Origin of the sequence: Streptomyces sp. NPDC058239 (assembly GCF_042882185.1) — a bacterium.
GTDB lineage: Bacteria > Actinomycetota > Actinomycetes > Streptomycetales > Streptomycetaceae > Streptomyces.
The window spans coordinates 143,813-166,684 of the sequence record NZ_JBHVWS010000014.1 but is presented as its reverse complement, the minus strand read 5'-3'; the positions used below and the strand labels follow the sequence as shown (position 1 = coordinate 166,684).

General features: G+C 67.6%; 12 protein-coding genes and 4 pseudogenes. 10 read left to right on the top strand and 6 right to left on the bottom strand.

The window, feature by feature from the left end; genetic code table 11:
- From ACFVYE_RS18150 to ACFVYE_RS18140, 3 genes are all read right to left on the bottom strand, one after another.
- Positions 1–177: transposase (locus ACFVYE_RS18150; protein ID WP_389606314.1), on the bottom strand; the 177-nt coding region annotated here is incomplete at its 3' end.
- A 109-nt stretch (positions 178–286) separates the two neighbouring features.
- Positions 287–1,249, bottom strand: coding sequence for an alpha/beta fold hydrolase (locus ACFVYE_RS18145; protein WP_383958929.1), 963 nt, complete (start codon positions 1,247–1,249; stop codon positions 287–289).
- 137 nt (positions 1,250–1,386) lie between these two features.
- Entirely contained in the window at positions 1,387–1,746 is a 360-nt protein-coding gene (locus ACFVYE_RS18140) for a YrhB domain-containing protein (protein ID WP_383958931.1), read from the bottom strand.
- Positions 1,747–1,899: 153 nt separating this feature from the next.
- Here ACFVYE_RS18140 and tnpA point away from each other — a divergent pair.
- Positions 1,900–2,199: pseudogene (gene tnpA / locus ACFVYE_RS18135) on the top strand (IS200/IS605 family transposase); the annotation flags it as partial.
- A gap of 87 nt (positions 2,200–2,286) precedes the next feature.
- On the opposite strand, the pseudogene ACFVYE_RS18130 reads toward tnpA, so the two are convergent.
- A pseudogene (locus ACFVYE_RS18130) lies at positions 2,287–2,601 on the bottom strand (hypothetical protein); the annotation flags it as partial.
- A gap of 57 nt (positions 2,602–2,658) precedes the next feature.
- Here ACFVYE_RS18130 and ACFVYE_RS18125 point away from each other — a divergent pair.
- The 5 genes and pseudogenes from ACFVYE_RS18125 to ACFVYE_RS18105 all read left to right on the top strand — a co-directional run.
- Positions 2,659–4,062, top strand: coding sequence for an SMI1/KNR4 family protein (locus ACFVYE_RS18125; RefSeq protein WP_383958933.1), 1,404 nt, complete (start codon positions 2,659–2,661; stop codon positions 4,060–4,062).
- Positions 4,063–4,151: 89 nt separating this feature from the next.
- The gene (ligD, locus tag ACFVYE_RS18120) at positions 4,152–5,120 is read left to right on the top strand and encodes a non-homologous end-joining DNA ligase (RefSeq protein ID WP_383958935.1); all 969 of its coding nucleotides are present in this window, start codon (positions 4,152–4,154) and stop codon (positions 5,118–5,120) included.
- Between the two features lie 204 nt (positions 5,121–5,324).
- A pseudogene (locus ACFVYE_RS18115) lies at positions 5,325–5,616 on the top strand (TerD family protein); the annotation flags it as partial.
- A gap of 247 nt (positions 5,617–5,863) precedes the next feature.
- On the top strand, positions 5,864–6,877 hold the full coding sequence (locus ACFVYE_RS18110) for a DUF4331 family protein (protein WP_389606305.1): 1,014 nt from the start codon (positions 5,864–5,866) through the stop codon (positions 6,875–6,877).
- 60 nt (positions 6,878–6,937) lie between these two features.
- Positions 6,938–7,174: pseudogene (locus ACFVYE_RS18105) on the top strand (IS1380 family transposase); the annotation flags it as partial.
- A 126-nt stretch (positions 7,175–7,300) separates the two neighbouring features.
- On the opposite strand, the gene ACFVYE_RS18100 reads toward ACFVYE_RS18105, so the two are convergent.
- Positions 7,301–8,695 (bottom strand): phage/plasmid primase, P4 family, encoded by a 1,395-nt coding sequence (locus tag ACFVYE_RS18100; protein ID WP_383959022.1) that lies wholly within the window; start codon positions 8,693–8,695, stop codon positions 7,301–7,303.
- Between the two features lie 3,058 nt (positions 8,696–11,753).
- Between ACFVYE_RS18100 and ACFVYE_RS18095 the strand changes: the two genes are divergently transcribed.
- The 4 genes from ACFVYE_RS18095 to ACFVYE_RS18080 all read left to right on the top strand — a co-directional run bounded on the left by ACFVYE_RS18095 (position 11,754) and on the right by ACFVYE_RS18080 (position 21,953).
- Entirely contained in the window at positions 11,754–12,248 is a 495-nt protein-coding gene (locus ACFVYE_RS18095) for an ATP-binding protein (RefSeq protein WP_389606303.1), read from the top strand.
- Between the two features lie 1,522 nt (positions 12,249–13,770).
- Positions 13,771–13,980: a DUF5988 family protein gene (locus ACFVYE_RS18090; protein ID WP_383958941.1), complete on the top strand. Its 210-nt coding sequence runs from the start codon at positions 13,771–13,773 to the stop codon at positions 13,978–13,980.
- Between the two features lie 178 nt (positions 13,981–14,158).
- Positions 14,159–15,442, top strand: a complete 1,284-nt coding sequence (locus tag ACFVYE_RS18085) for a beta-ketoacyl synthase N-terminal-like domain-containing protein (RefSeq protein WP_383958943.1) — start codon at positions 14,159–14,161, stop codon at positions 15,440–15,442.
- Between the two features lie 148 nt (positions 15,443–15,590).
- Entirely contained in the window at positions 15,591–21,953 is a 6,363-nt protein-coding gene (locus ACFVYE_RS18080) for an SDR family NAD(P)-dependent oxidoreductase (protein ID WP_389606300.1), read from the top strand.
- 181 nt (positions 21,954–22,134) lie between these two features.
- Here ACFVYE_RS18080 and ACFVYE_RS18075 read toward each other — a convergent pair whose 3' ends face one another.
- The gene (locus tag ACFVYE_RS18075) at positions 22,135–22,779 is read right to left on the bottom strand and encodes a hypothetical protein (protein ID WP_389606298.1); all 645 of its coding nucleotides are present in this window, start codon (positions 22,777–22,779) and stop codon (positions 22,135–22,137) included.
- Positions 22,780–22,872 lie beyond the last annotated feature (93 nt).

Below are 22,872 nucleotides of genomic sequence, written 5' to 3'. Positions count from 1 at the left end.
CGTGCGCAGCGTCTCGTGGTTGACGCCCACGTCCTTGGCCACCGACGCATACGTCCCACCCGGACTGGCGTGGTACAGCGCGACGGCATCGGCCCGGAACTCAGGCGAGTACTTCGATGTCCCCAACGGGAACTCCTGTCCTATGGATCTACACGATCCAATGATCAGGGTGTCCACGATCAAGGGGAAACGCCCGTCCTCGCCGACCGGCCTCCTTCACGCTTCCATGGAACCGAGGCGCTGCTGAACAACGCACAAGGGGGCTGTGGGTCGAGCCTGTCCGCCGTCAGCGGCGGGCGCGTCGCAGTCGGTGGCCGAGAAGAACAGCTCCCGCACCGACGATGAGGGACGCCCCGGCGAACCGAGCGAGGACGGTCATGGCATGTGCGTCATTCGCGGATCCGCTGGCTGCCAGGGACGGCCGGGGTGAGCCGGGAGCTGCAGCCGCCTGGAGGATCAGGTCGGCGACCGCCTCGGGGTGGGCGATCAGGGACACATGTGAAGAGTTGATCTCCACCGTGTGCGAGCCGGCCCGTTTTGCCTGGAAGCGTTCCTGATCCGGGTTGATGGTCTTGTCCTGCCGGCCTACCAGCGCCCAGGACGGTATCTGCTTCCAGGCCGCGACCTTGGCCTTCTCCGAGAAGGCGGTCGTGGCGACGGGCCGCTGGGTGACCCCCAGCAGATTCGCCTCGCTCTCCGGCAGGTCTGCCGCGAAGACCTGGTGGACCTTGTTGCGCTCGAGGTACAGGTCGGTCCCACTGCGACCGCTCTCCCGGAACGGGACGGACTTGGTGGCGGTGCCCAGTTCACTGGGGAACCGCGCGGCCAGCGACATGCCGCTCTCGCCCACGTCGGGCATCAGAGCCGACACGTACACGAGCGACTTCACCTTGGGGTTTCCGGCCGCGGCCGAGCTGATTACGGCGCCGCCGTAGGAGTGGCCCACCAGCACGACGGGGCCCTGGATGCTGTCCAGTACCGAGGCGATGTAGGTGGAGTCGTTGTACAGTCCGCGCAGCGGGTTGGAGGGTGCGATCACCGGGTAGCCGCTGCGCTCAAGGCGCGAAATCACCCCGTCCCAGCTGGAATTGTCGGCGAAAGCACCGTGTACCAGAACCACCGTGGGTTTCGCGCCGGAAATGTCGCCGTCCGCGAAAGCCGGGACTGCGGTCGTCGTGCACAGGACCAGGGCACATCCGGCCACGGTGACGTGCGCTCGCGATATGCCGGAGATCGCCGATGAGGTCATGCTGTTCTCGCTTTCCTCGATGCCAACAGCACCTCAGCGTTCACGCAGTGGCGCCGCCGGGCCCGGCAGTACCCCCCAACCGGGTGAAAGGCGCGTGCATCGGAGTGATTGGCCGGCCTCGCCTGGCGTGGCAGCGCTCACCTGCCCCATGACGGGGGCTGCCGGGTCCAGATGGTGCCGAAGGCGCGCGGGTCGGTCAGCTGGTTCAGCCGCTCCGGCCAGGCCCCGTCGTCACACCACGCCCGGCCCTCCTCGGTGGTCAGAGCGCTCGGCGTGAAGTCGATCAGTGAACCGTCCTTGAACACCACGAGCTCCCGAACCATGGGCGCCTGGGTGAAATCTCCCGTGTCGATGTGCTCCTGCGAGTCGAACCAGACAGTCCACGCCAGGCGGTACTCCGTCGCCGCGTCCGGCCCGATCACGATCGTCGGCGGCCCGTCGCCGTACCTGTCCCGAAGGAACGCCCAGGCGGCGGCAAGCGCCTGCTCCGCGGTCATATACATGCACCTTCCTTCGACTCTTCAGCCGGTTCTTGCGAGGAACCCCCGGCGTTCACGCCCGGAAGGAATCGCATCCTAGTAGGGCGGTGCGGAGCGCCGCATCGCTCCGGAATGCTGCCCCGCTCAGGAGCGGGCGTTCCTGGTTCTCGTGAGGAGATCACGCGGGAGGTCTGCACGGACTTCGGCGCCGAGCTCCGCGAGTTCAACGGCGAGACCGACCATGTGCACCTGCTCGTGCACTACCCGCCCAAGGTGGCCCCGTGCCGGTTGGTCGGCAGCCTCAAGGGCGTGTCCGCCCGATACCTCCGCCAGGAGTTCCCCGGCCACATCCGCAAGTACCTGTGGGGTGACCACTTCTGGTCCCCCATCTACTTCGCAGGAAGCTGCCGAGGCGCACCGCTCGCCCTCATCAAGAGCGGGGAGATGCGACCCGTGACCGCCCTGCCGTAGGGGCAGTCGGGAGCGCGAATCGGTGTAGATGATCTGAGCCAACAAGCCCGGTCGTTCACGGCCGAGAAGATGGCAGCGCCGTACAAGCTCCGCGAACTGCGGCGGAAGCGATGCGTCCGCCGTGGTGGCCGGCGCCGCCGAAGTGTCCGGCAGCATCTCCCGGGGCGGCAGAAAGGTCGTGAACCGCTTTCCGGACCGGCTCGCGAGCAGCCCTTCGGCAGGTCGCGCTCGGGCACGTTGGTGTACCGCACCCAGTTGACGCGTCTGGCGCCCTCGACCAGCTTGCCTTCGGGGCCCGGGGCCCGGGCCCAGGTGGCACAGCATCTGCCGGCCGTCCGAGCCGAAGAACGTGAACCGGCCTGCCAGCATGTCCAGCAGGGCGTCAGTCAGAGGCAGAGCCACGACCACCGGAACCCGCGTACGAGTATCAATGTCAGTGGCCCCGCGTACGGTCTGCGCATGGTTGATCAAAATTCTCCCTTGCCCTCGGTGCACGACTTCGCGACCTGGGAGCCCGTGCTGCGGCTTCTGCGGGACAGCGAGGCGAAGGAGCAGGCTGCCGCGCCCATCCGCGTGGCGGGACGCATCGGCCGACGGGGCTGGAGTCTGCCCCTGCGGCGACGGCTTCCCCCGCCCGGTCGGGCCGCCCAGGTCGAGGACATGCGGGACGAGATGGAGGCGGTGGAGCGGGTGCATCACGCGCTCGCGGACGCCGGTGTCGACGACATCTCGTTCACAGCGGAGATATCGCCGGTCGGGAAGGCCGTGCTCCGCCTGCTCGGGCCCAGCCCCGCCGTGGAGCCCGGCATCGGCACCCCGCACCCGGGGGCGCTCATCCTGGTTGAGGGCGCCATTCCCCAGCCCTGGCACTGTCTTCCCGACCCGGTACCCGGGGTGGTGCCGGCCCCTTCGGCGGATCCGGCGTTGCTGGAGCGGACGCTCCGTGAGCGGTTGCCCGATGCCATAGGCGCGACGGAGGTGGAGATCGCCGCTGCGGAAGCGCGCCTCGGCGTCACCCTGCCCGAGGAGCTCAAAGCGCTCTACCGGGTGACACGGTCACAGTGGGAGGACTGGGGCGACGACTACGAGGCAGTGGCACGTGAATGCATGGCGGTCGGCTGCGAGCTCTTCGCGTTGGACGACCTGTACATCGCCGACGCGTCGTCCCGCCACTGTCGTTGGGAGTTCGCGGCGATGGAAGCGGTCGTCACCCCGCCCGACGCCGCGGTGCAGGGCCTGGTTGGCTCACCCGGCTGGATCGCCTTCGGGGACAACGGCGGTGGCGACCGGCTGGCGGTCGATCTGACACCCGGCCCGCGCGGACACGCCGGGCAGATCATCATCCTCAGCCACGAGGAGAACATCGGCGCCTCCCTGGTCGCCGACTCGCTCACCGACCTGGTGATGAACCAGCGCAGCAAGCGACGTGGCGGCTCGGGCGGAGACCAGCCGCCGGCCGTGGCCCACGTCAATATCCGAAGCCTGCCAAGCATCGAGGCCGCCGCACACCCCGGCTTGGAGGTCCTGTCCATCGGCGTACGGGACGCTGAGCCACTCAGCCTTGCCCCGGTCACCGAGCTGCCCCGCCTGCGGACCCTTACCGCCTACCCCGACACGCTCGCCGATCCTCTGGAGATCGCCGAGCTCACCACACTGGAGTTCCTGGAACTCGGCCCAAAGGAATGGCGCGTCCTCCTCGACGCGGGAGCCGTCCCGCGCAGCCTGTCGGCCGCCGCCATCAAGGTGCACGGCAACCAGGACCCCCTGCCCATCGTGGCCATCGCCAACGAACTCCTGGCCCTCTGGGACCGGCCTCAGATCATCCAGACCGTCCTCGAAGGCAACCTCGCCCCCATGCCTTAGCCGACGGGCAAGCACTCGATCGCACAAACGGGCGAGTGTCGTCTGTGGTTGGACTGCGAAGACCTGTCCGTCGCTCAATCATCGAAAGTATGGCTTCGAATTCCAGGCGCACCCGGTTCGCCCCGCCGTATATCGCGCCGATGCTGGCCGTGCCGGGGCCGCTGCCCGCGCGCGATGAAGACTGGGCGTTCGAGGTCAAATGGGACGGTGTGCGGTGTGTCCTGACGACTGAGGGCGACGGCGCGGTCCGCCTGGCCTCCCGGGCAGGCAGTGACGTCACCTCTACGTACCCCGAGCTACAGGCGATGGGAGAAGTCCTGCGTGGGAGCGGCGTCGTCCTCGACGGCGAGGTCGTAGCCCTGGAACCGGCAGGGCGGCCGGATTTCGGGCTGCTCCAGCGCCGGATGGGTGTGGTGAACGCGCGCCGTGCCACCTATCTGGCACGGGAGATCCCCATTCATCTGCTGGTCTTCGATGTCATGTTCCTTGACGGCCGCCTGCTGCTCGAATCCTCATACCGCGAGCGTCGCCAGATCCTGTCCGGCCTGGCAGTGGCCGGTCCGCACTGGTCGACGCCCGCATCCCTTCACGGGCACGGTGCCCAGGCATGGGACGCCGTTGTGCGCGAGGGCCTGGAAGGGCTGGTCGCCAAGAGACTCTCCTCCCCGTATATGCCGGGAGCCCGTTCGCCTCACTGGCGCAAGATCAAGAAGGTGGAGACCGTGGACGTCGTCATCGGCGGCTGGACACAGAGCCGCGGCGCGCCCCGGGGCATGCCGGGCGCGGTCCTGGTGGGCGTGGAGGCGCCGGCCGGTCTGCGGTACGTAGGGTCGGTGGGATCGGGGATGTCCGAACGTGAGCGCGGCGAACTCGCCTCGTACCTGGCGGTCATCGCTCGCACCGAGTCGCCGTTCACTGACCCGGTCCGGGTGGCCGGCGCGCACTGGGTCCAACCACGGCTGGTCGCGGAGGTCGCCGTCTTCGCGTGGACCGCCGCCGGCCGTCTGCGTCATCCGGTCTGGAAGCGGCTGCGGCCGGACCTGACCCGGCTGGGCTGAGTCCCGGACAGCGGCGTTCGTCTCCCGCCGCTGTTCCGCTCCAAGCTGCCTGATCGCCTGCTCAGAAGCCGCCGGCGCAGCACTCACATCCTGGAGTGGTCGGCCGTCAGCTTCTTCACCTGATACATGGTGTTGCGGCCCCTCGAAGTTCCGGCCGAGTGTCCAGCCCCGGTTGGACCGGGCACGCCCTCCGATGAACGTGTCTTCAACGGCCCGAAGAGCACCGACGGGTCGGTCGAGCATACCGGCGAAGCCCCCACCGGTGAGGGCGAGGGCGACGGCGATGAGATCAAGGTGAACCTCGCCGCGTTCCGGCTGACGTCGACAAGATCGTGTTCCCGGCCTCCACCTGCGACGCCGATATCAGGGCGACTGGAAGTTCCGTGCCGCAGAGCCGGGGTACCCGTCGGAGCTGCGCGGTATCGCTCTGGACTTTGGCATCAAACGGACCAACTTCCTTTACGGGAAGTCGCTGCAGGTAGAGGCAGTGCTGTGACGCGGCGAGCCATCGGCCGAAGGCGTCGCGTGGGCACGACTCGGGTTGCGTCGACGGGGCTGCCGGGCAGCGGCCACGCAGACCGGCCCCAGCTAAGAATCTGACATATTTGACAGCTTTTGTGATTCAGTGTCTCAATCATTAGCGAAAGTCCATTTCGGTAGGGGTAGGTCGCCCGCGTTCCCCCAGCCTCCAGATCCTGGCCCCGCCTGGCAGTTGACCCATCACCAGCGAAAGGACATGCAGGATGTCAAATCACTTCACCGGTCTCAGCCTCGGCGCACCGCTTGGGGACCAAAGGCTCGACCTCTGTGACCTTTATGCGTTTCAGTCCCCCACCGACCCGACGAGGACGGTGCTCATCCTCAACGCGAACCCGAATGCCGATGCTTTGCACCCTGATGCCATCTATCGTCTCAACATCGACAATGACGGGGACTGTCTCACCGACATGGCGATCAGTTATGTCTTCTCTCCGCCGCAAGACGGCCGTCAGACATTCAGTGTCTTCATCGCAAAAGGCGATGAGGCCCGCTCGCCCGAAGCCGTCGGGGAGACGGTTGTCACTGACGCCGAGGTGTCGTTCGGCACGATGGGGAACCGCGTCAGCTCAGGTCCCTACACGTTCTTCGCCGGTAGTCGTAGCGACGCCTTCTTCTTCGACTTCGACGGGATCAAGAATCTTTTCGACACCAGTGGCGGCAGGAACTTCACCGCACCTCATCTCGGTGGCAAGTCGCCTTGGACCGGTGTGGACTCGAACACGGAAGCCAACGTGTTCTCGACGGTTGTGGAACTGCCGACGAGTGAGCTCGGGGCTGACCCCGAGATTCGCATCTGGGGCCGTTGCAGTGTGCGGGAAGGCAGCCAGCTCGTCCATGCCGACCGTGCGGGCCACCCTTCAGTCAGCAGCTTCTTCAATACCGACGAGACGAAGGAGGAGTACAACGCCAGTGAGCCGGTGAACGATCGTGAGCGTTGGACCGATCAGTTCGTTCACCTCATGGGGCACACCGGGAACTACACACGAGAAGAGGCGATCGCGGCGATCGACGCCGACGCCATCTTGCCTGACATGCTGGTCTTCGACCCCTCGAAGGCCGCGCGGTACCCCAACGGCCGCATCTTCACCGACGACGTCATCAACCATCGGCTCTCATTCCTCTCGAAAGGCGACATCCCTCCCACCGGGCTTGAGCCACACACCGACCTTCTGAACGAGTTTCCCTACCTCGGCAACCCGCACCCCAAGACGAACTAGCCTCGCGCTTTCACGAGGCAGGGTGTCCGAGGCTTGATCAAAAACGTGAGAAGTGGGGTCCGCGAGTCCGGTCTGGACAGCGCGATATCAACGGCGTTGGCGCCGTGGCCAAGCCGCGGGCGTGCACGATCCGGGCAAGATCTTGCTGGATGCGGCCCTGGCCGTCGCAATTGGCAGAGCTTGTCCGGCGAAGTCGGCATGCTGCGGGCCGAGCCGGGTGTGTCTGGCCCGGTGACATCCGACCCGACCGTCTCCAGGCTGGTCGACGCTCTGGCCGCGTCCGGGCCGACGGCCCTGGGCCACGTGATCACCCATGTGATCGACCGCCGACTACGCCGAAGCTCTGCCTGTCCAACCCCGGCTGACCAGTTATTTCAACCGTCCCGACATCCCGCACCGCCGCACCGGGTTTGTTGAGGGTGTTCATGTTTGCATTCCTGGTTCGGGGTTCAGTGCGATTCCGGGGTAGAACTTGCGTTGGTTGGACAGGAGCATATTTTTGGGTGTGGTGATGCCGATGGTTTCACGTACGCGTGCGGCGAACGCTCGTGAGGAGATCGGGTTGGCGCCTTCGAGCCGGCACCAGTTGCGGTAGCTGGTGTAGAGCTGGGTCTGTTCCGCGCGCATGGCGGGGTCCATGGTGCAGCACTTGTTCAGGAACCGGCCGGTGTGGTCTTCGGTTTCGGCGTATGTGTGGGTGGCAGTGCGTACCTGCGGGGGGCCGGTCAGGTCGCGGGGGCCGCTCAAATAGCGGCGTGCGCCGGTGACGAGCCAGTGCAGGATGCCGGGGCCTTCTTCGGTGACCAGGGCGTCGGCGAGGTTGTCGACCTTCCGGTCGTCGGTGACGGTCCGCTCGAACGGGATGAGTCTCATCCGGCGCCAGAACGCGTAGTCACCGGTGCCGGCTTCGGGGCGTTGGTTGCCGAGCAGCCACAGTGTGTGGGTGGGGGTGAAACTGAAGAAGTCCTGTCGCATTCTGCGGGCCTTGATCCGGTCTCCGCCGGTCAGCAACTTGACGCGGGACTCGTCGAAGCGGTCGCCGGGCTTGAGTTCGGAACAGACGATGATGCGTCGGCCGTGCAGCTCGGCGAGATCGGTGGGGTGCGTTTCGAAAGACCGGGCCATCAGGAAGCCGGGCGGCGCGGCATCCGCGTAGTCTCCGAGGAGTCTGACAATGACGTCCAGAAGAACGCTCTTGCCGTTTCTCCCCTGTCCGTAGAGGAACGGCATGATCTGGGCGCCGACATCCCCGGTGATCGAGTAGCCCAGCAGTTCGTGCAGGAAGCCGATCATCCGACGGCCGTCGGCGTCGTCGCCGAATGTGTCGGTGAGGAACCGCTGCCAGCGGGGTGTTTTCATCGGCCGGGCTCCGAGTGTCGTGGCACGTGAGTGGCAGTGCTTCTCCGGATCCGGCGCGGCGATCAGACCGGTGTGGAGGTCGACCACTCCGTCCGGTGTGCACAGTGCATAGGGATCGGCGTTCAGCAGTGAAGCGTTGAGAGCCATCCCCGGTGCGGCCTTGGCCTGTATCAGCATGGCCGTCATTCCGGATGTCGCCAGAGCCCGTCGGCGGTGCCGACGCAGTTCCGCCGTGCCGTGCCGTCCGTGCGGGTCGGTCTCTGCCAGTCTCTCGGCCATCTCGCCGGCCGCCCACAGTACGGTGTCGGCCTGGTCGATCTCCCACCGGTAGCCGGACCACCGGTGCCAGCCCAGGCCCGGCACGTGCCTGAAGTCCCGCCCGTACAGGGTGACGAACAGCTTGGCGTTGCCACGGTCGCTGAGGGTATCGGGCAGCAGACCGTGCTCGGTTGCCCGCATCGCCGTCGGCGCAGCTGCCCTGGAGACCTGTGCCGGGACGGTGCCGACGGGAGAGCCGGGCTGAATCCGGCGTGCGACCTGTTGAGGGTGGAACGGCCCGTTGTCGTGGCTCGGTGCGTGATTCACCTACTGTCTCCCGGATCGAGGGATGGCGGCTGCCCGCAGGTATCTTGGGCCGGATGATGTGCGGTGTTCGGCGTTCCTGGCCCGGGATGCTTGTGAACCGCGGCCGCCAGAAGGGCCGCTCTTGCGCCCCGCGTCGCCGGATGGCCCGTGGTAGCCCGCGGTGTGAGCGGCCGGGTCGGGCCTGGCACCGGAGTTTCCTCTTCTGCCGCAGCAGTGCAGGCGAGGACCGGGGCCGAGGCGGTGGCCGGATCCGCTTTCGCGAGGCGGGAGCCACCACCTGTGGCCGGGACGGCTTCCCGGGCAGGGTGCGGCACAGGTCTGGCGCGGTCCTGCCGGGCAGGCGGCACCGGCCGGTGGCCGGTCCGGGCGAGTTTTGACGCGAGCTTGTGCGGCGGTGGCGCCGGGCGGGTGTACCGAGGGGAGAGCCCTCGGTATGTTCTGGCGGCTGTCCTTGTCCCGGGCGCGAGGGTGCAACCGCCGTGGGCGCGTACATCCACGGGCGGGCCGGCGCCAGGCCCACCCGTGCGGTGAGACCGGCGGGGGAGTCGCGATGCCGGGCAGCAGCAGGTCCCGCTCGGACGGCGGTGCCCCGTGGGCATCGGCCTCGATGACGACGAGACCAGCACCTTTGCGCGCGATACCGGCCCCGGATCCGAGCTGTTGTGCCCACCCTGCCCGGATGCACCGGCATCGGCCCCGCGGCTTGGGAGCAGTGACACCGGCGGCAGCTGTGGCCAGATTCTTTGGCGATCGTGGCAAGGGGTGGAGGTGTCCTGCGACGGACAGTCGGCGGCTGCACCGGCCGGCGCCAGCGGGCGCACCAGCGAGATCGACGGGACGTCAGGCAGCGACGCTGTCGGCCGGGACGCTACGGCCCGGCCTGAGTCGCTGTCACACAGGTGCGGTTCAGGAACCATGTGCACTCCTTCCAGCGACTGAAGCGACTCAAATTCCAAATTGGTGGAGTGCAGATGGACCGGAGCGCCTGGGGCCTGCACGAGGTTCGCCCCGCGCTTGTTTTCCTCACGTTCGTCCGGCTGCGAGGGAAGTATTCAACCGGGGAACTATCTGGCTGAATCGATGCGGTGGTGACAAGGAGTCATCTCTTGTTTCATCTGTAAGGTCCAAGCTCGATCACCTTATATGTGGAAGAAATTTTACTTTCCGCATAAATGTGCTCTCCGGGGATCCAGGCGGTGCGCCGGGTAGTGCGCCGGGTGGTGCAGCGTGGAAATGGCTGGTTGTTATACAGATGTGGCTGGTGAGCATCGCCTGATCTCACTCACCCGACGTGAGATGCCGCAGGAAGCCTTTCGCTCGGGCGTCGGTTCCGTGGTCGGGTCCTTTGCCGGTATGCGACTTCATCTGCTGCAGCACCGAGGCTGCACCATTCCGTGACTCGGCGTCAAACGATCACTGTGATGCCGTGGTGGGGGTCGGTGGCCGACTGTGCGAAACGCGCCGATATGACTGGTCACGGCAGTTGACGGGTCTGTATCACGCCGTCCGTGGGCCTGGTGATCCGTGGTGCCTGGGGTGATCCGGCCTGTGGCGGTGCGGTTTCCGAGCGAGTCACGGGTGCCGGTCACGGTGTCGAAGTGCACAACCCCACAGGGTGAGAGGGTCGTGATGTTGTAACGCCTTATGACTCTGTCATGGGGGCGTTACCGGCCATCGAATTCTCCCACGTGATCAGACCGAACGGATCACGCCAGGAACAGCCGTGGCGGACGGTTGTGAAAGGGAGTCAGGAGAAGCGATTCGCCAGGAAGAACCGTCGCGCCGTGTGGCGTCGATTCCATGGCATCGCGGGCTTCCCACGTGCATGAACCACTTCATCCGGATGCTTGATGACGGCCCTGCCCGGGGAGTCTTCGATCGGTCCGGTGCGGGGGTGAGGGTATTGACACAACTACGCCATCCGGGTGACATCCTGTCGGCTTTGTTGCTGTCATATGCGGCCGAGAGGATAACTGTCACTATCCAAACCGGTGGGCCGCCCACCCTCTCCGGGGGAGCGGCTGCTCATTTCTCTCGCAGCTATCCAGGTGAGGTGAAAGCCTGGGGATCTGCCGGGTGGGACTGCCGCAATGGGCACCCCCGTGGGAGGGGTTTGGATCCGCCAGTCGGTGCCAGTAGCCGGTGCCGACTGGCGCGGCGACCCATGTGACCTCTTTGGGGGGCACCATGAGCGCTTCTCCGACGGTTGTTCCTGCGTCCGACGCTCGGCACCGGACTGCTGAGTTCTGCGGTGGGACCGCTCCGGTCGGCGCGGCGAAACGCCAGTCGGTGGGGGATACCTTGTCGCTCTCGCCCTGTTCTCAGCCGATTTGCTCATCGTCGCGCCGCGTGCGGGGGCTTTGCCGGAGCGCGGAGTTTCCTGCCTCCCACGGCACCGAATCGCCTTCCATGCCGGCGGCGGTAATCGTGCGGACCCCGTTCGGTGACTGGTGTTCGGGGCGCCGGTCCCGGCTGGACGGCCGTGTCACCACCGGGCGCCGGCACTGTCTGGGTGGCCGAGACCGCTCCTGCGGATCAGGGCGCCCGGTGCCGTCCTTCTCGGCGGGATCGCCGTTCATCTCACTTCTGTGCTGCTACCAGGGGCGGCACGGACAGCCTCGACGGCGCCGATCCGGGCACCGCCACCGGGTGTCGCAGTCGATCCGGGCCGGGATCGGCACCGCCGCGGATGCGGGACTGCGGGCGGCCTGGCTCATCCCGTGTACGGCCTGCCGTGCCGACGGCGGGCGGGTGCGCCCCGCTTCCCGTCACTGAACCGCCCGCCGGGCTCCCGGCGCGGTTGTCCCCGCCCGGCGGGCACATCGGGTACGGCAGGCAATCCACAGCCGGCGGCTTGTGCCGTGTTGTGTCCGCAAGCGCAAACCCGCCACCCCGCCACCTCAGCAAGGCCCAGAACGAGAGAGGAAGAACCATGCAGCCGACTGCTTGGCCGGGGGCGCAGATCGCACTGTCCCCCCAGGAGATTGAACAATGGCCGAATGCGGCGTCAGCCCGGGCCCTGGTCGACGACTGGCCTGCGGGGCGACCGGCCGCGTTCCGCGTGCCGACACTGGAGCGAGCGGTGCCGGTCTGTCGCCAACTGGCCCGCCTGTGGATGGACTTTGCGGGTATAACGGACGAAGGTGTCAGATGTGCTGCCTTACTTGTGATCTCTGAGCTGATGACCAACGCCATCGTCCACACCGACAGCCGCTCGATCACCGGCCGCCTGAAAAAGGACGGTGACTGGCTTCTCGTGGAAGTCCAGGACGAGGGAGGAACATCGTCCGTCCCGCACCGGGCCGGCGACGCCAACGAGTACGGTCGGGGCCTGGTGGTGGTCGCGCAGTCCGCCCAGGCGCTGGGAACGCGGCGAGAGACCGACGGCGGCCGCACATTCTGGGCACGGATCTCGCTGGCTGGGTGAAATCCCTCCAGGTTGCGGTCCGAGACCGCGAACCCGTCCGCCGGGCCCCGTGAACACAACACGGCGCCCGGGTCCGCCGCGGCTTGTCCGCGGGACGCGGCTGCAGCAGGGTCACAGAGACCGTCTGGGCCGGGGCGAACGTCCGGCACGTCGTCAGTGTGGACATGAGCGGGTCCTCCTGCGACAGGCGGACCGTTGCGGTCCGCACGGGGACCGGCCGAGAGCGACGGCGGGCTTCCCCCATGCCCGGGAAGGGGTCAGGGGGGAGAGGAAGAACGGCACTCGGTTCCGGGGAAGGCGACCGGGCAGTGGCTTGCGGTGATGGGTCCGCTCGGGACGGGGGCGGACCCGGCGGCGACCGGGGGCCGACGGGCATCAGCCGCGACGTGCGCACCACTGCCCGGTCTCAAGCACGGCGAGACGCTTCACCAGCCGATGTCGGGAGCACCCACCGGCCGGTGGCTCTCCGGGCAGCCGTGCAGTGGCTCTGCTCGCCGAAGCCCTGCCAGAAGGAAGGGCTGAAACGGGCGGGCCAATTGCCGAGCTCCCCGGAGAGGGATGGGCGGCCCACCGGTTCAACGACTTCAGTAACCCCAATGAATGAACTGTCATCAACCCCTGCGCCAATCAGTCACCCGATCGGCCCAGTCCGAAATTTGCTCCGGGAATGGCGGCCAGCTGCCGGCCGCTGCCTGTGCGACAGCAGAAATCACGCCAAGATCATTTCACCGCGACCGGCCACTACGGGATAATTTCCGGGTGTGCACCATTCATTTCCGGCCGTGAACCATCCGACGGTAAATCGCCACGAATCCGACCTCGTGCCCCGACGGGGCCGGATTTGCAGAGCCCGTCGAGAAGAAGGCGCCCCCGTTGAGTGCACTACGCCATACGGGTGAACTGCCAGCGGTCTCATTGCGAGATTATTCAGCTCCATGGGATAACCGTTTTGAATCCAACCGGTGGGCTGCCCTCCTTTCCGGGGAGCGCGGCAACCGACGATCCGCCGCAGAACTGGCCAGCCAGTTGTGAGCAGCATCGAGATCGTTCGTCGCAATGAGCGCCCCTCGGCAAGGAAGAGGCAGCTCGCATCACCTCGTCAAGGGGCACCATGCGAGTTCCCTGTGCTGTTCAATCCGTCATCCGGGTCTGTCTCCTGACGTCAGGACCGGCCGTGATCCCGACGGCCGCCTGCGCCAGAACCCCCGCGCTGCGCCCTGAGGCCGCGCTGGTCGATACGGTCGCGACGGCGCACACCGTCGGCTGCGGCACCGTGGCGTTCACACCGTTCCGTATGCGAGGCCGGCTGCCGATATCATCCGCGGCGCCTCCGGTTCGGCTCTCGCACGCCGGAGAATGACGCGCCGCGCATGGGATGCCTGGGCCAGTTGCGCGGCTTCGTGACACTCACTGTTCTGTGGTGGATGCATTTTCGGCAGCACTCAAGACGGCGTGGCGGAAAACAATCGAGCCGACGCCTCCGCTGATCACTCAGCGCTGATCCTCCCGACTGGAGAGCGCTATGTCTCAATCGATTCGAGTAATGCTCAGCGGGGGGCCGGAGGGCTCACCGTCGACCTGGGAAGTGAAATCACTGGAAAGTGAAACAAGAGTGACGGTTCCCCGCTGGAACGGTTATGAGCATTTCGAGTTCGCGGATCACTATGCCGAACTCGATGGCGAACTGCTGCCCGTCTACCGCTGGATCTACCGCACATACATTGCCGAATAGGGCCCTGCTCGAATCCGGCCGCTGCGGAATCTTTTCCTCAACAGCACACAGCCGCTTACGTGCGGGTGCTACCAACTGATCCGGAGGGGATCGAAATGACGAATTCTCAGTTGCCCGTAGGTGTGTCGTGAGCGGGGCGGCCCCCCTCTCGGGAGGTGGTCGGCACGCGCGGGATGCCATGGTCACCGGTATCGGGTTCTGCCTTCCCGGTGACGGGCGACCCGTCTTCACAGCGGACGACCTGTGGAACATCGCCTCCCGAGGGGCCTCCTGCCTCAGGCAGAGCAACGCCTACTACGGCTCCGTAGACCTCTCGGACGCCATGTTCGACGAACGCCTCCCCGATATCGCCCCGTTCTTCGCACGCCACTACACCGCAGCGCACCGGTTCGGCCTGGTGTCCATGACGGAGGCATGCTCGGATGCTGAACTGGATCCCCTCTCCGGCGACTTGGCCGATGCGGCGATCCTGGCCGGACGCGGCGGCGTCGACGCGAACATCGACAGCTACCTCGCCGTACTGCGAGCCGACCCCGAGACCATTCGCGTGACGGAGGCGATGGAACTGTTCGTCGCGGCGGAACAGGCCGTCACTCCCTCCGACGTCGCCCTGGTCCAAGGCGCACTGTCCCGCTCGAAGGGCCCCAACTTCACGGTGTCGTGCGGCTGCGCGTCATCCGCGGTGCAGATCGGCAACGCCCGACGCCTGATCGCCGACGGAGAGGTCGACATCGCCGTCGTGACCGGCGTCGACGTCTTCAGCGTCAAGCTGATCCGCAACATCCAGCGCCTGCTGCAGGGCGCGCAGAAGACGTACGAAATCATCCGGTCCAACGACATGCCCGCGCTTCTGCCGTCCTTCGACTCCCTCATGCGCCCCTACGACCGGCGTGCCGACTGCATCAACCACGGCGAGGGATCGGTGACCGTCATCATGGAGAGCCGCGAGCACGCCACCCGGCGCGGGACCCACCTGTACGGTCAGGTGCTCGCCCAGGCCACGACCCGCGACGGGCTGACCAATCCTCTGGCGTCCGATGAGACGGGCCGCGAACTGGTGAGCGCCGTCCGCCGATGTCTCAAAGACCGCTGGGAGACCGGCCAGGTGCCCTACGTCCACGGCGGCAGCGACGGCAACGTGGTGGTCACCGCCTTCGAGGCGAACGCGATCAAGGAACTGTACGGATCTGCCGCGCAGGACCTGCTGATGACGTCCCAGGAAGGCTGCTTCGGCCACAACGGCGCGCCCGCGGGCTGTCTCGGCGTCGCTCTGACACTTCTCATGATGGAGCGCGGCGAGGTATGTCCCACCGCGAACTGCGAGCAGCCGGCGGACAACCTCACCTTCGACCCCGTTCCCGGCACGCGCACCCGCCCTCTCGACTTCGACTACGCGCTGAGTTTCAACTACCAGGTCGGTGGGGTGAAGAGCGCGATCCTCCTGGGCAGCCCCGACGTCTGAGGCCCGTCCCGTAAACCTCAGTCCTCCGCGGCCCCCGCCCGACCCGCCCGATTCCGGTACGCATGCACGCCGCCGACCCCGGGCGGCGAACCGTCAACAGAGCGGGGGTTTCCCGCCCCTGCGCAGCCGATCGACAAGGAGAACTCCCATGGGCCGACACAGGCATACCTCCAACGACGCGACGGATTCTCTCGCCGTGATCGGCATGGGCTGCAGGCTTCCCGGCGACATCGACTCTCCCGCGGCCCTGTGGCGGCTGCTCGCGCAGGGGCAGGAGGCAGTCGGGAATCCGCCGCCGGGACGCGAGACGCTCTGGGCACAAGGCGACGCTGAACGAACCCCCGGCGGGCCCACGTCTCCTCAGCGAGGCGGGTACCTCGGCGACGTGTCGGGTTTCGACGCGGACTTCTTCGGTGTCTCCGGCCGCGAGGCGGACGTCCTCGATCCCCAGCACCGGCTGCTGCTGGAGGTGGTCTGGGAGGCGTTGGAACACGCCGGGCTCCCACCGGATCGACTGACCGGCTCGCCGACGGGGGTCTTCGCCGGTCTCAGCTACAACGACTACATGGATCAGCTCGCCGGACAGCCCCAGGAACTCGAGGGCTCCATCCTGACGAACGGGCATTGCGTCGCCGCAGGCCGTATCTCCTACCTCCTGGGCCTGCACGGTCCCTGCGTGGCACTCGACACGGCCTGCTCGTCCTCGCTCGTCGCGTTCCACCTGGCCTGCCGGGCACTGCTCCACAACGAATGCGATCTCGCCCTGGCCGCCGGTGTCACGCTCATGCTCCGACCCAGAACAACCCTGTCTTTCGCCCGGATGGGAATGCTGTCGCCGACGGGACGTTGCCACACCTTCGATGCCGCCGCGGACGGCTTCGTCCGCGGTGAAGGCTGCGGCGCCGTCGTACTCAAACGCCTGGCCGACGCCGAACGGGACGGCGACCGCATCCTCGCCGTCGTCCGTGGCACCGCCGTGAACCAGGACGGCCGGTCCGACGGCCTGGCCGCTCCCTCGCCCACCGCCCAGCGGGCCCTGTTCCAGCAGGCGCTCGCCAACGCCGGGATCGACCCGCAGGACATGGGAATGATCGAGGCTCACGGAACGGGAACCCCGGTCGGTGACCCGATCGAGTTCGCCAGCCTGGCACAGGTGTACGGCACCGGCCACGGCCGGTGCGCTCTGGGATCGGTCAAGACCAACCTCGGCCACCTGGAGCCCGCCGCCGGGATCACCGGACTGATCAAGACCGTCCTGTGCCTGCAGCACGGGCTCATTCCCCCCAACGTGAATTTCGCCCGTTGGAATCCGGCCATCGCCGCAGACAAGACCCGCTTCTTCGTACCCACCGAGCTGACCCCGTGGCCCGTACAGGCGCCGACCAGGCTGGCCGCGGTCTCCTCCTTCGGATTCTCCGGTACCAACGCCCACGTAATCCTGGAACAACCGCCACGGGACAGCCGAACAGCCCTGCCACTGCGGCGACAGACCCCTCCCGCCGCACCCGAAGTGGTCCTGGTCCCGGCCGGATCCCCCGCCGTACTGCCGGCCGCGGCACTGCGTCTGGCCGACTGGCTGGAGGGCGACGGCGCGAAGGTACCGCTGCGCGACGTCGCGCACACCTTGGCCCTGCGACGCAGCGCGGGGCGGGGACGTCTCGGAGTCGTGGCCCGTTCAACGCGCGACGCGGTCGGCGCACTGAGGTCGTTCGCAGCGGGCCGGGCCCACCCGGCCGTGGTGTCGGGGCCGACGAGTGTCACCGTCTCCCGGCAGCCGGTATGGGTGTTCTCCGGGCAGGGCTCGCAGTGGCCGGGCATGGGGCGCGGGCTGCTGCAGCAGGAACCGGCCTTCGCGGCGGCCCTGGCCGAAGCCGATTCCCAAATCTCCGCCGAGGCCGGGTTCTCCGTACTGGACGTGGTACGCGCCGGTGAACCGGTGACGGAGTGTTCCAAGGTGCAGCCGGTGCTGTTCGCCCTGCAGATCGCGCTGGCCGCCACCTGGCGCGCTCACGGAGTCGAACCGGCCGGTGTCATCGGCCACTCCATGGGAGAAGTCGCGGCCGCTGTCGTGGCAGGGGCACTGTCACTGAAGGACGGCGCCAGGGTGATCTGCCGGCGCTCCTCGCTGCTCTCCCGGATCGCGGGAGCCGGCGCCATGGCGACCGTAGGACTGGACCGGGCCTCGGTGGAGGCCGAACTCGTCGCGAACGATGCCGAGTCCGTCTCCGTGGCGGTCCTTGCCGCACCGAACTCCACCGTCGTGGCCGGCGACACCACACAGGTGGCAAGGCTGGTCGCCGACTGGAAGGACCGCGGAATCCCCACACTGCCCATCGCGGTGGACGTCGCCTCCCACAGCCCGCAAGTGGACCCGCTGCTCGCCGAACTCCTCGCCACTCTCTGCGACCTGGCTCCTCGGCATCCCCAGGTCCCCTTCTACTCCACCGTGCTGCAGGACCCGCACGAGGTGCCGGCCTTCGACGCCGCCTACTGGTGCGCCAACCTGCGCAACCCGGTCCGCTTCTTCCCGGCGGTGGCCACGGCCGGCGCAGACCGGAACCTGGTGTACGTAGAGGTCTCCCCGCACCCAGTCGTCACACACGCCGTCGTGGAGAGCCTGGGCGACCTGGCCGGCGAACCGGTCGTGCTGCCCACGCTGCGCCGCGCAGAGGATGAACCCACCACGTTCCGCACCCAGCTCGCGGCCTTGCACTGCGCGGGTGTGAAAGTCGACTGGTCGCCGCTGTACGCGCAAGACCGCCTCGCGGACGTTCCCACCATCACCTTCGACCGCAAGCGCCACTGGGCAGATGCCGCCCGGCCGGCCACCCCCGGCGAACAGAGCGCCGCACGCTCGGCCGTCGCGCTGCCGGGCAGCCACACCGAGGTACCCGGCGAACGGGTGCGTCACTGCTGGCAGGGGAACGCCGGAACCACGGAACTGCCCTGGCTGGCCGACCACCGAGTGCACGGCACCCCGGTACTGCCCGGCGCCGCCCACTACGCCATCGCGCTGACCACCGCCTGCGAGGTGTTCGACGCCGCCCCCATCGACGTAGAGATCACCGATGTCTCATTCCGGGAGATGCTGCGCCTGACCGGGCACACCGACCTCAGTACGACCGTCACCCTGACCACCCCGGATCACGCCACATGCGAGATCTTCGGACGCGGCGACGACGGCCAGTGGGTGACGTACGCCTCCGCCGTGCTGCGCCGTCTCTCCCTGCCCTCGCGCACCCGCACCGTCTCCGTCAACACCTTGGCCCGAAGGCATCCGGTCACCATCGACTCCGCAGCCCTCTACTCACGACTTCGTACCCGGGGACTGGAACACGGTCCGGCGTTCGCCGGAATCACGGAGCTGCGCGCCTCCCGCAGCCGCGAGAGTTTCTGGGCCCGTGTGGAGGTCCCGGAGCCCGCTCGGACCCCAGAGCACTCCTTGCAAGTCCACCCCGTCCTCGTTGACCTCTGCCTGCAACTCCTGGTCGCAGGGCCCGTCGAGGACGCCGGCCAGGGACTGATCCTCCCCGTCCAGATGCAGGCCGTACGGATTCTGGGCGATCCCGCGACCGCTGCGTACTGCCACGCGCGGATCGTCGAGACCACGGCCGACAGCGCCGTGGGGCATGCCCGCCTGCTGAACGAAGCGGGCAATCCGGTGATGGCCCTCGACGGAGTGAGGTTCGCACGCCGACGCCCGCAGAAGGCCGACACGGCCGACAAGTGGTTCCTGGAGGCAGGCTGGCATCCGGCCCCACGTCCGCAGGCCACCCAGCCGAGCCCGCCCGGAAACTGGCTCGTCATCGGCGAGGAAAGCGAAGACGCCGAAGCACTGGCCCGCATCCTGCGCGAGGCCGGGGCCCGGGCCGAGGTGTGGGACACCCCGCTGGGAGATGAGCGGCTCGGACTGTTCGGCGACTCCGTCAGCACACACCTGGAGGCCGTCCCGTCCCCCTCGCGCGCCGTGGTGATGCTGTGCGGCACATCGCCCACCACCACGGACGATCCCACCGTGGGCGCCCAGCGGCGTGCGCGGCGAATCCTCGGTATCGCCCAGGCAGCCGCCCGCAGTTCCACCCCTCCTCGCCTGTACGCGGTCACCCGGGCGGCACGTGCGGTAGCGGCCGACGAGACCGTGGACCTCGAGCAAAGCGCCCTGCGCGGCGTGATTCGCGTCCTGGCGTTCGAGCACCCGCACATGCGGGCCACCCTGGTGGACACAGACCATGGCGACCTGGGCCTGCGGAGTCTGGCCGAAGAACTGCTCGCCGACGGCCACGAGGACGAGATCGCCCTACGAGGCGCCACCCGGTACATCGCCAGGCTCGATCGCGCCCCGCTCGCCGCCTCCGAGGAGGTAACGGCCGCCACCCGCACCGTGCGCTACGGGGTGGACGGATTCCGGCTCCGCGCGGGGCGGCTCGGGGACCTCGGCAGTCTGGAACTCGCCGCGACCGGGCGCCGGACTCCAGGACCGGGTGAGGTGGAGCTGCGCGTCCAGGCGGCGGGCGTCAACTTCCGCGACGTACTCACGGCCATGGGCCTCCTGCCCGGCGAGCAGGACATCCAGTACCGGATCGGCTTCGAGTGCGCAGGCGTGGTGACCGAAGCAGGGCCCGGCGTCGAGCACCTGCGCGTCGGCGACCCGGTGCTCGCCGTGCACCTCGAAGGCGGCGCCTTCGCCTCGTTCGTCACTGTGCCCGCGACCGTGGTCGCCCCGATTCCGGCCATGCTCGACCCTGTCTCCGCAGCAGGAATGCCCACGGCTTTCCTCACCGCCTGGTACGCCTTGCGCCACGTCGCCCGGCTGCGCGCGGGGGAACGCGTACTGATCCATTCGGCCAGTGGGGGCACCGGTATGGCGGCGGTCGCCGTCGCCCGGCTGCTCGGCGCCGAGGTGCTGGCAACAGCCGGCAACGAAGAGAAGCGACAATACTTACGGGGCAGCGGGATCAGCCATGTGATGGACTCCCGGTCCCTGGACTTCGCCGAGCAGACCCGCAACGCCACCCATGGACTGGGCGTCGATGTCGTCCTCAACTCGCTCTCCGGTGCGGCAATCCGAGCAGGACTGGAGACGCTCCGGCCCTTCGGCCGCTTCGTCGAGCTGGGAGTGCGCGACATCCTGGCCGACGCCCCTGTCGGGCTGGCCCCGTTCCGGCACAACATCACCTTGAGCACCGTTGATCTCATCGAACTCCGGCGGACCCGTCCCGATATGTTCGCGACCGTACTGCGTGAGGTTCTCACCGAGTTCACCGAAGGCCGGCTGAAGCCGCTGCTCTGCACCACGCACCCGCTCTCCGAAGCCACCGACGCATTCCGCCTGATGGCCGGCGCCCGCCACATCGGCAAGCTGGTCCTGACCATCCCGGACCGAGGGGAAACCACCGCAGTCCTTCCCGAGGGGCCGCCCGTCGTTCACACCGACGGCGCTTACATCGTCACCGGCGGCCTGCGCGGCCTCGGCCTGGCAACCGCGCACTGGCTGGCCGGGCAGGGCGCGAGTCACATCGTCCTCAACGGCCGTACAGCTCCCTCCCTCGCGGCGGCACGCGCAATCAGGAAGCTGTCCGCCGACGGTACCCGCATCACTGTCGTACTGAGCGACATCGCCAAACCCGGTACCGCCGAACGCCTTGTGGCCACCGCCACCGAAGACCGGACACCTCTGCGCGGTGTCATGCACTGCGCCATGGTCCTCGAGGACGCTGCGATCACCAACATCCGAGACTCCCAGCTGAAGCACGTATGGAACCCCAAGGTCACCGGCGCATGGCAACTGCACAACGCCACATCAGCACACACACTGGACTGGTTCGTCGTCTTCTCCTCCATGGCCTCGTTGCTGGGCAACCCCGGGCAGGGCGTGTACGCGGCCGCCAACTCCTGGCTCGACGCCTTCGCCGCCTGGCGGACCAGCGCAGGCCTGCCCACGCTCGCCGTCAACTGGGGGCCATGGGGCGAGACCGGTGCCGCAACCGACTTCGGCAGCCGGGGCTACGAGACGATCCCGACCGACCAGGGGTTGCTGGCGCTCCACTCACTCCTGGCACACGGACGGGTCCAGACCGGAGTGATTCCCGGGGAGCCGAGCACCTGGATCCCCCTCGCCGGACGGCAGTCCTCGTTCTTCAGCCTCCTCGCCCCGGGCAACGAACACGCGGCCGACTTGCCGGAGAACTCCCCCGACATCCAGGCCCGTCTCACGGGCCTGGCACCGGGCACCGCCCGGCGCGAGGCACTCGAGACCTACCTGGCCGATCACATTCGCGGAGTTCTCCGGCTGGGCAGCACCACCCTTGACCCGCAGACCCCCCTGAAGGCGCTGGGCTTCGATTCACTGCTGTCCATGGAATTACGGGTCCGTCTGGAATCCGACCTCGGGGTCGAGCTCGCCGGCAACTTCGTCTGGCAGCACCCGACGCTGTCGGCACTCGCCGCAGGCCTCGCCGAGTGCATGGGTCTGGAACTGCAGAGCACCGATCAGCCGACCTCAAGCAGGTGATGGCCCAACCGGACTCGGGAGCCGGACGGCTCCGGAGTCCGCACGTCCTCACCGGTGCCCTGCACAGGCTTCCGGCGGTCACGGCCGTCCGTCCAGGCGGCAGTCCGGCCCGGACCGGGCCAACGGGGCCTCGTGGTGCACTTGCGTGCCCGGTCGGTTCAATGAGCAGCCTGAGGCGGTGTCATGCGCTGGCGCCGTGGCGCGTCCTTGGCAGTGGGCGAATGCACTGCAGATCTCGTTCATGGACATCGCCCAGGACGTCGCTGACCTGGATTCTGATGTCGAGCACGGCCAGGCGCTCAAGAGCCTTCGAGCCCAGAGCGAGCAGTTCCACACCATCTCGGCCGACGTTCGTCATCGGTATGGCCGCGCCGGAACCGAGGTGAAGGAGGAAGAAGTCCTGGCCCCGGTCGAGCCCAAGTGCCACAAGCGAGTCGATGGCGTCGTGCCAGGACATCCAGCCGGAGGGGAAGTCAGCGCCGTCCGCGTATGGCCCGGATGCCCGGATCCGGTAGGTGACGGAGCGCACCACGGATCGTCCCCCGCCGGCATTGACGAGGGAGACCGTTCGTAGTGAGTCCGTCAGTTCGCGGCTGTGTCCCGCGAACCCGGACCAACTCAAAACGGGCTGCATGGTCTGAGACAGCTGGGACCGGGTCACGATGATGCCGGTCAGCAGAGCGACCACGGCTGCGCATGTGGACGCGTCGAGCACCGTGAGCCGCCACGGCCAGTCTCCGCGCACATGGCTGCTCAGATTGGCCTTGACGATCTCCCAGGTCAGATCGACAAGGGCGAAGGAGAGCAATGCCCTCGGTAATCGCAAGGTCCTGCTGCTGGTCGAGACCCGCCGCTGAATCCATTGTGACTCTTCCACATGCTCTCCCAAGCCTTCGTACCCGCGTGGTCTCACCATGCA

Excerpts from the sequence above, each read along its gene's own strand:
- ACFVYE_RS18145 (WP_383958929.1), bottom strand. The coding sequence starts at position 1,249 with ATGACCTCATCGGCGATCTCCGGCATATCGCGAGCGCACGTCACCGTG.
- ACFVYE_RS18140 (WP_383958931.1), bottom strand. The coding sequence starts at position 1,746 with ATGACCGCGGAGCAGGCGCTTGCCGCCGCCTGGGCGTTCCTTCGGGAC.
- ACFVYE_RS18125 (WP_383958933.1), top strand. The coding sequence starts at position 2,659 with ATGGTTGATCAAAATTCTCCCTTGCCCTCGGTGCACGACTTCGCGACC.
- ligD (WP_383958935.1), top strand. The coding sequence starts at position 4,152 with ATGGCTTCGAATTCCAGGCGCACCCGGTTCGCCCCGCCGTATATCGCG.
- ACFVYE_RS18110 (WP_389606305.1), top strand. The coding sequence starts at position 5,864 with ATGTCAAATCACTTCACCGGTCTCAGCCTCGGCGCACCGCTTGGGGAC.
- ACFVYE_RS18100 (WP_383959022.1), bottom strand. The coding sequence starts at position 8,695 with ATGCGGGCAACCGAGCACGGTCTGCTGCCCGATACCCTCAGCGACCGT.
- ACFVYE_RS18095 (WP_389606303.1), top strand. The coding sequence starts at position 11,754 with ATGCAGCCGACTGCTTGGCCGGGGGCGCAGATCGCACTGTCCCCCCAG.
- ACFVYE_RS18090 (WP_383958941.1), top strand. The coding sequence starts at position 13,771 with ATGTCTCAATCGATTCGAGTAATGCTCAGCGGGGGGCCGGAGGGCTCA.
- ACFVYE_RS18085 (WP_383958943.1), top strand. The coding sequence starts at position 14,159 with ATGGTCACCGGTATCGGGTTCTGCCTTCCCGGTGACGGGCGACCCGTC.
- ACFVYE_RS18080 (WP_389606300.1), top strand. The coding sequence starts at position 15,591 with ATGGGCCGACACAGGCATACCTCCAACGACGCGACGGATTCTCTCGCC.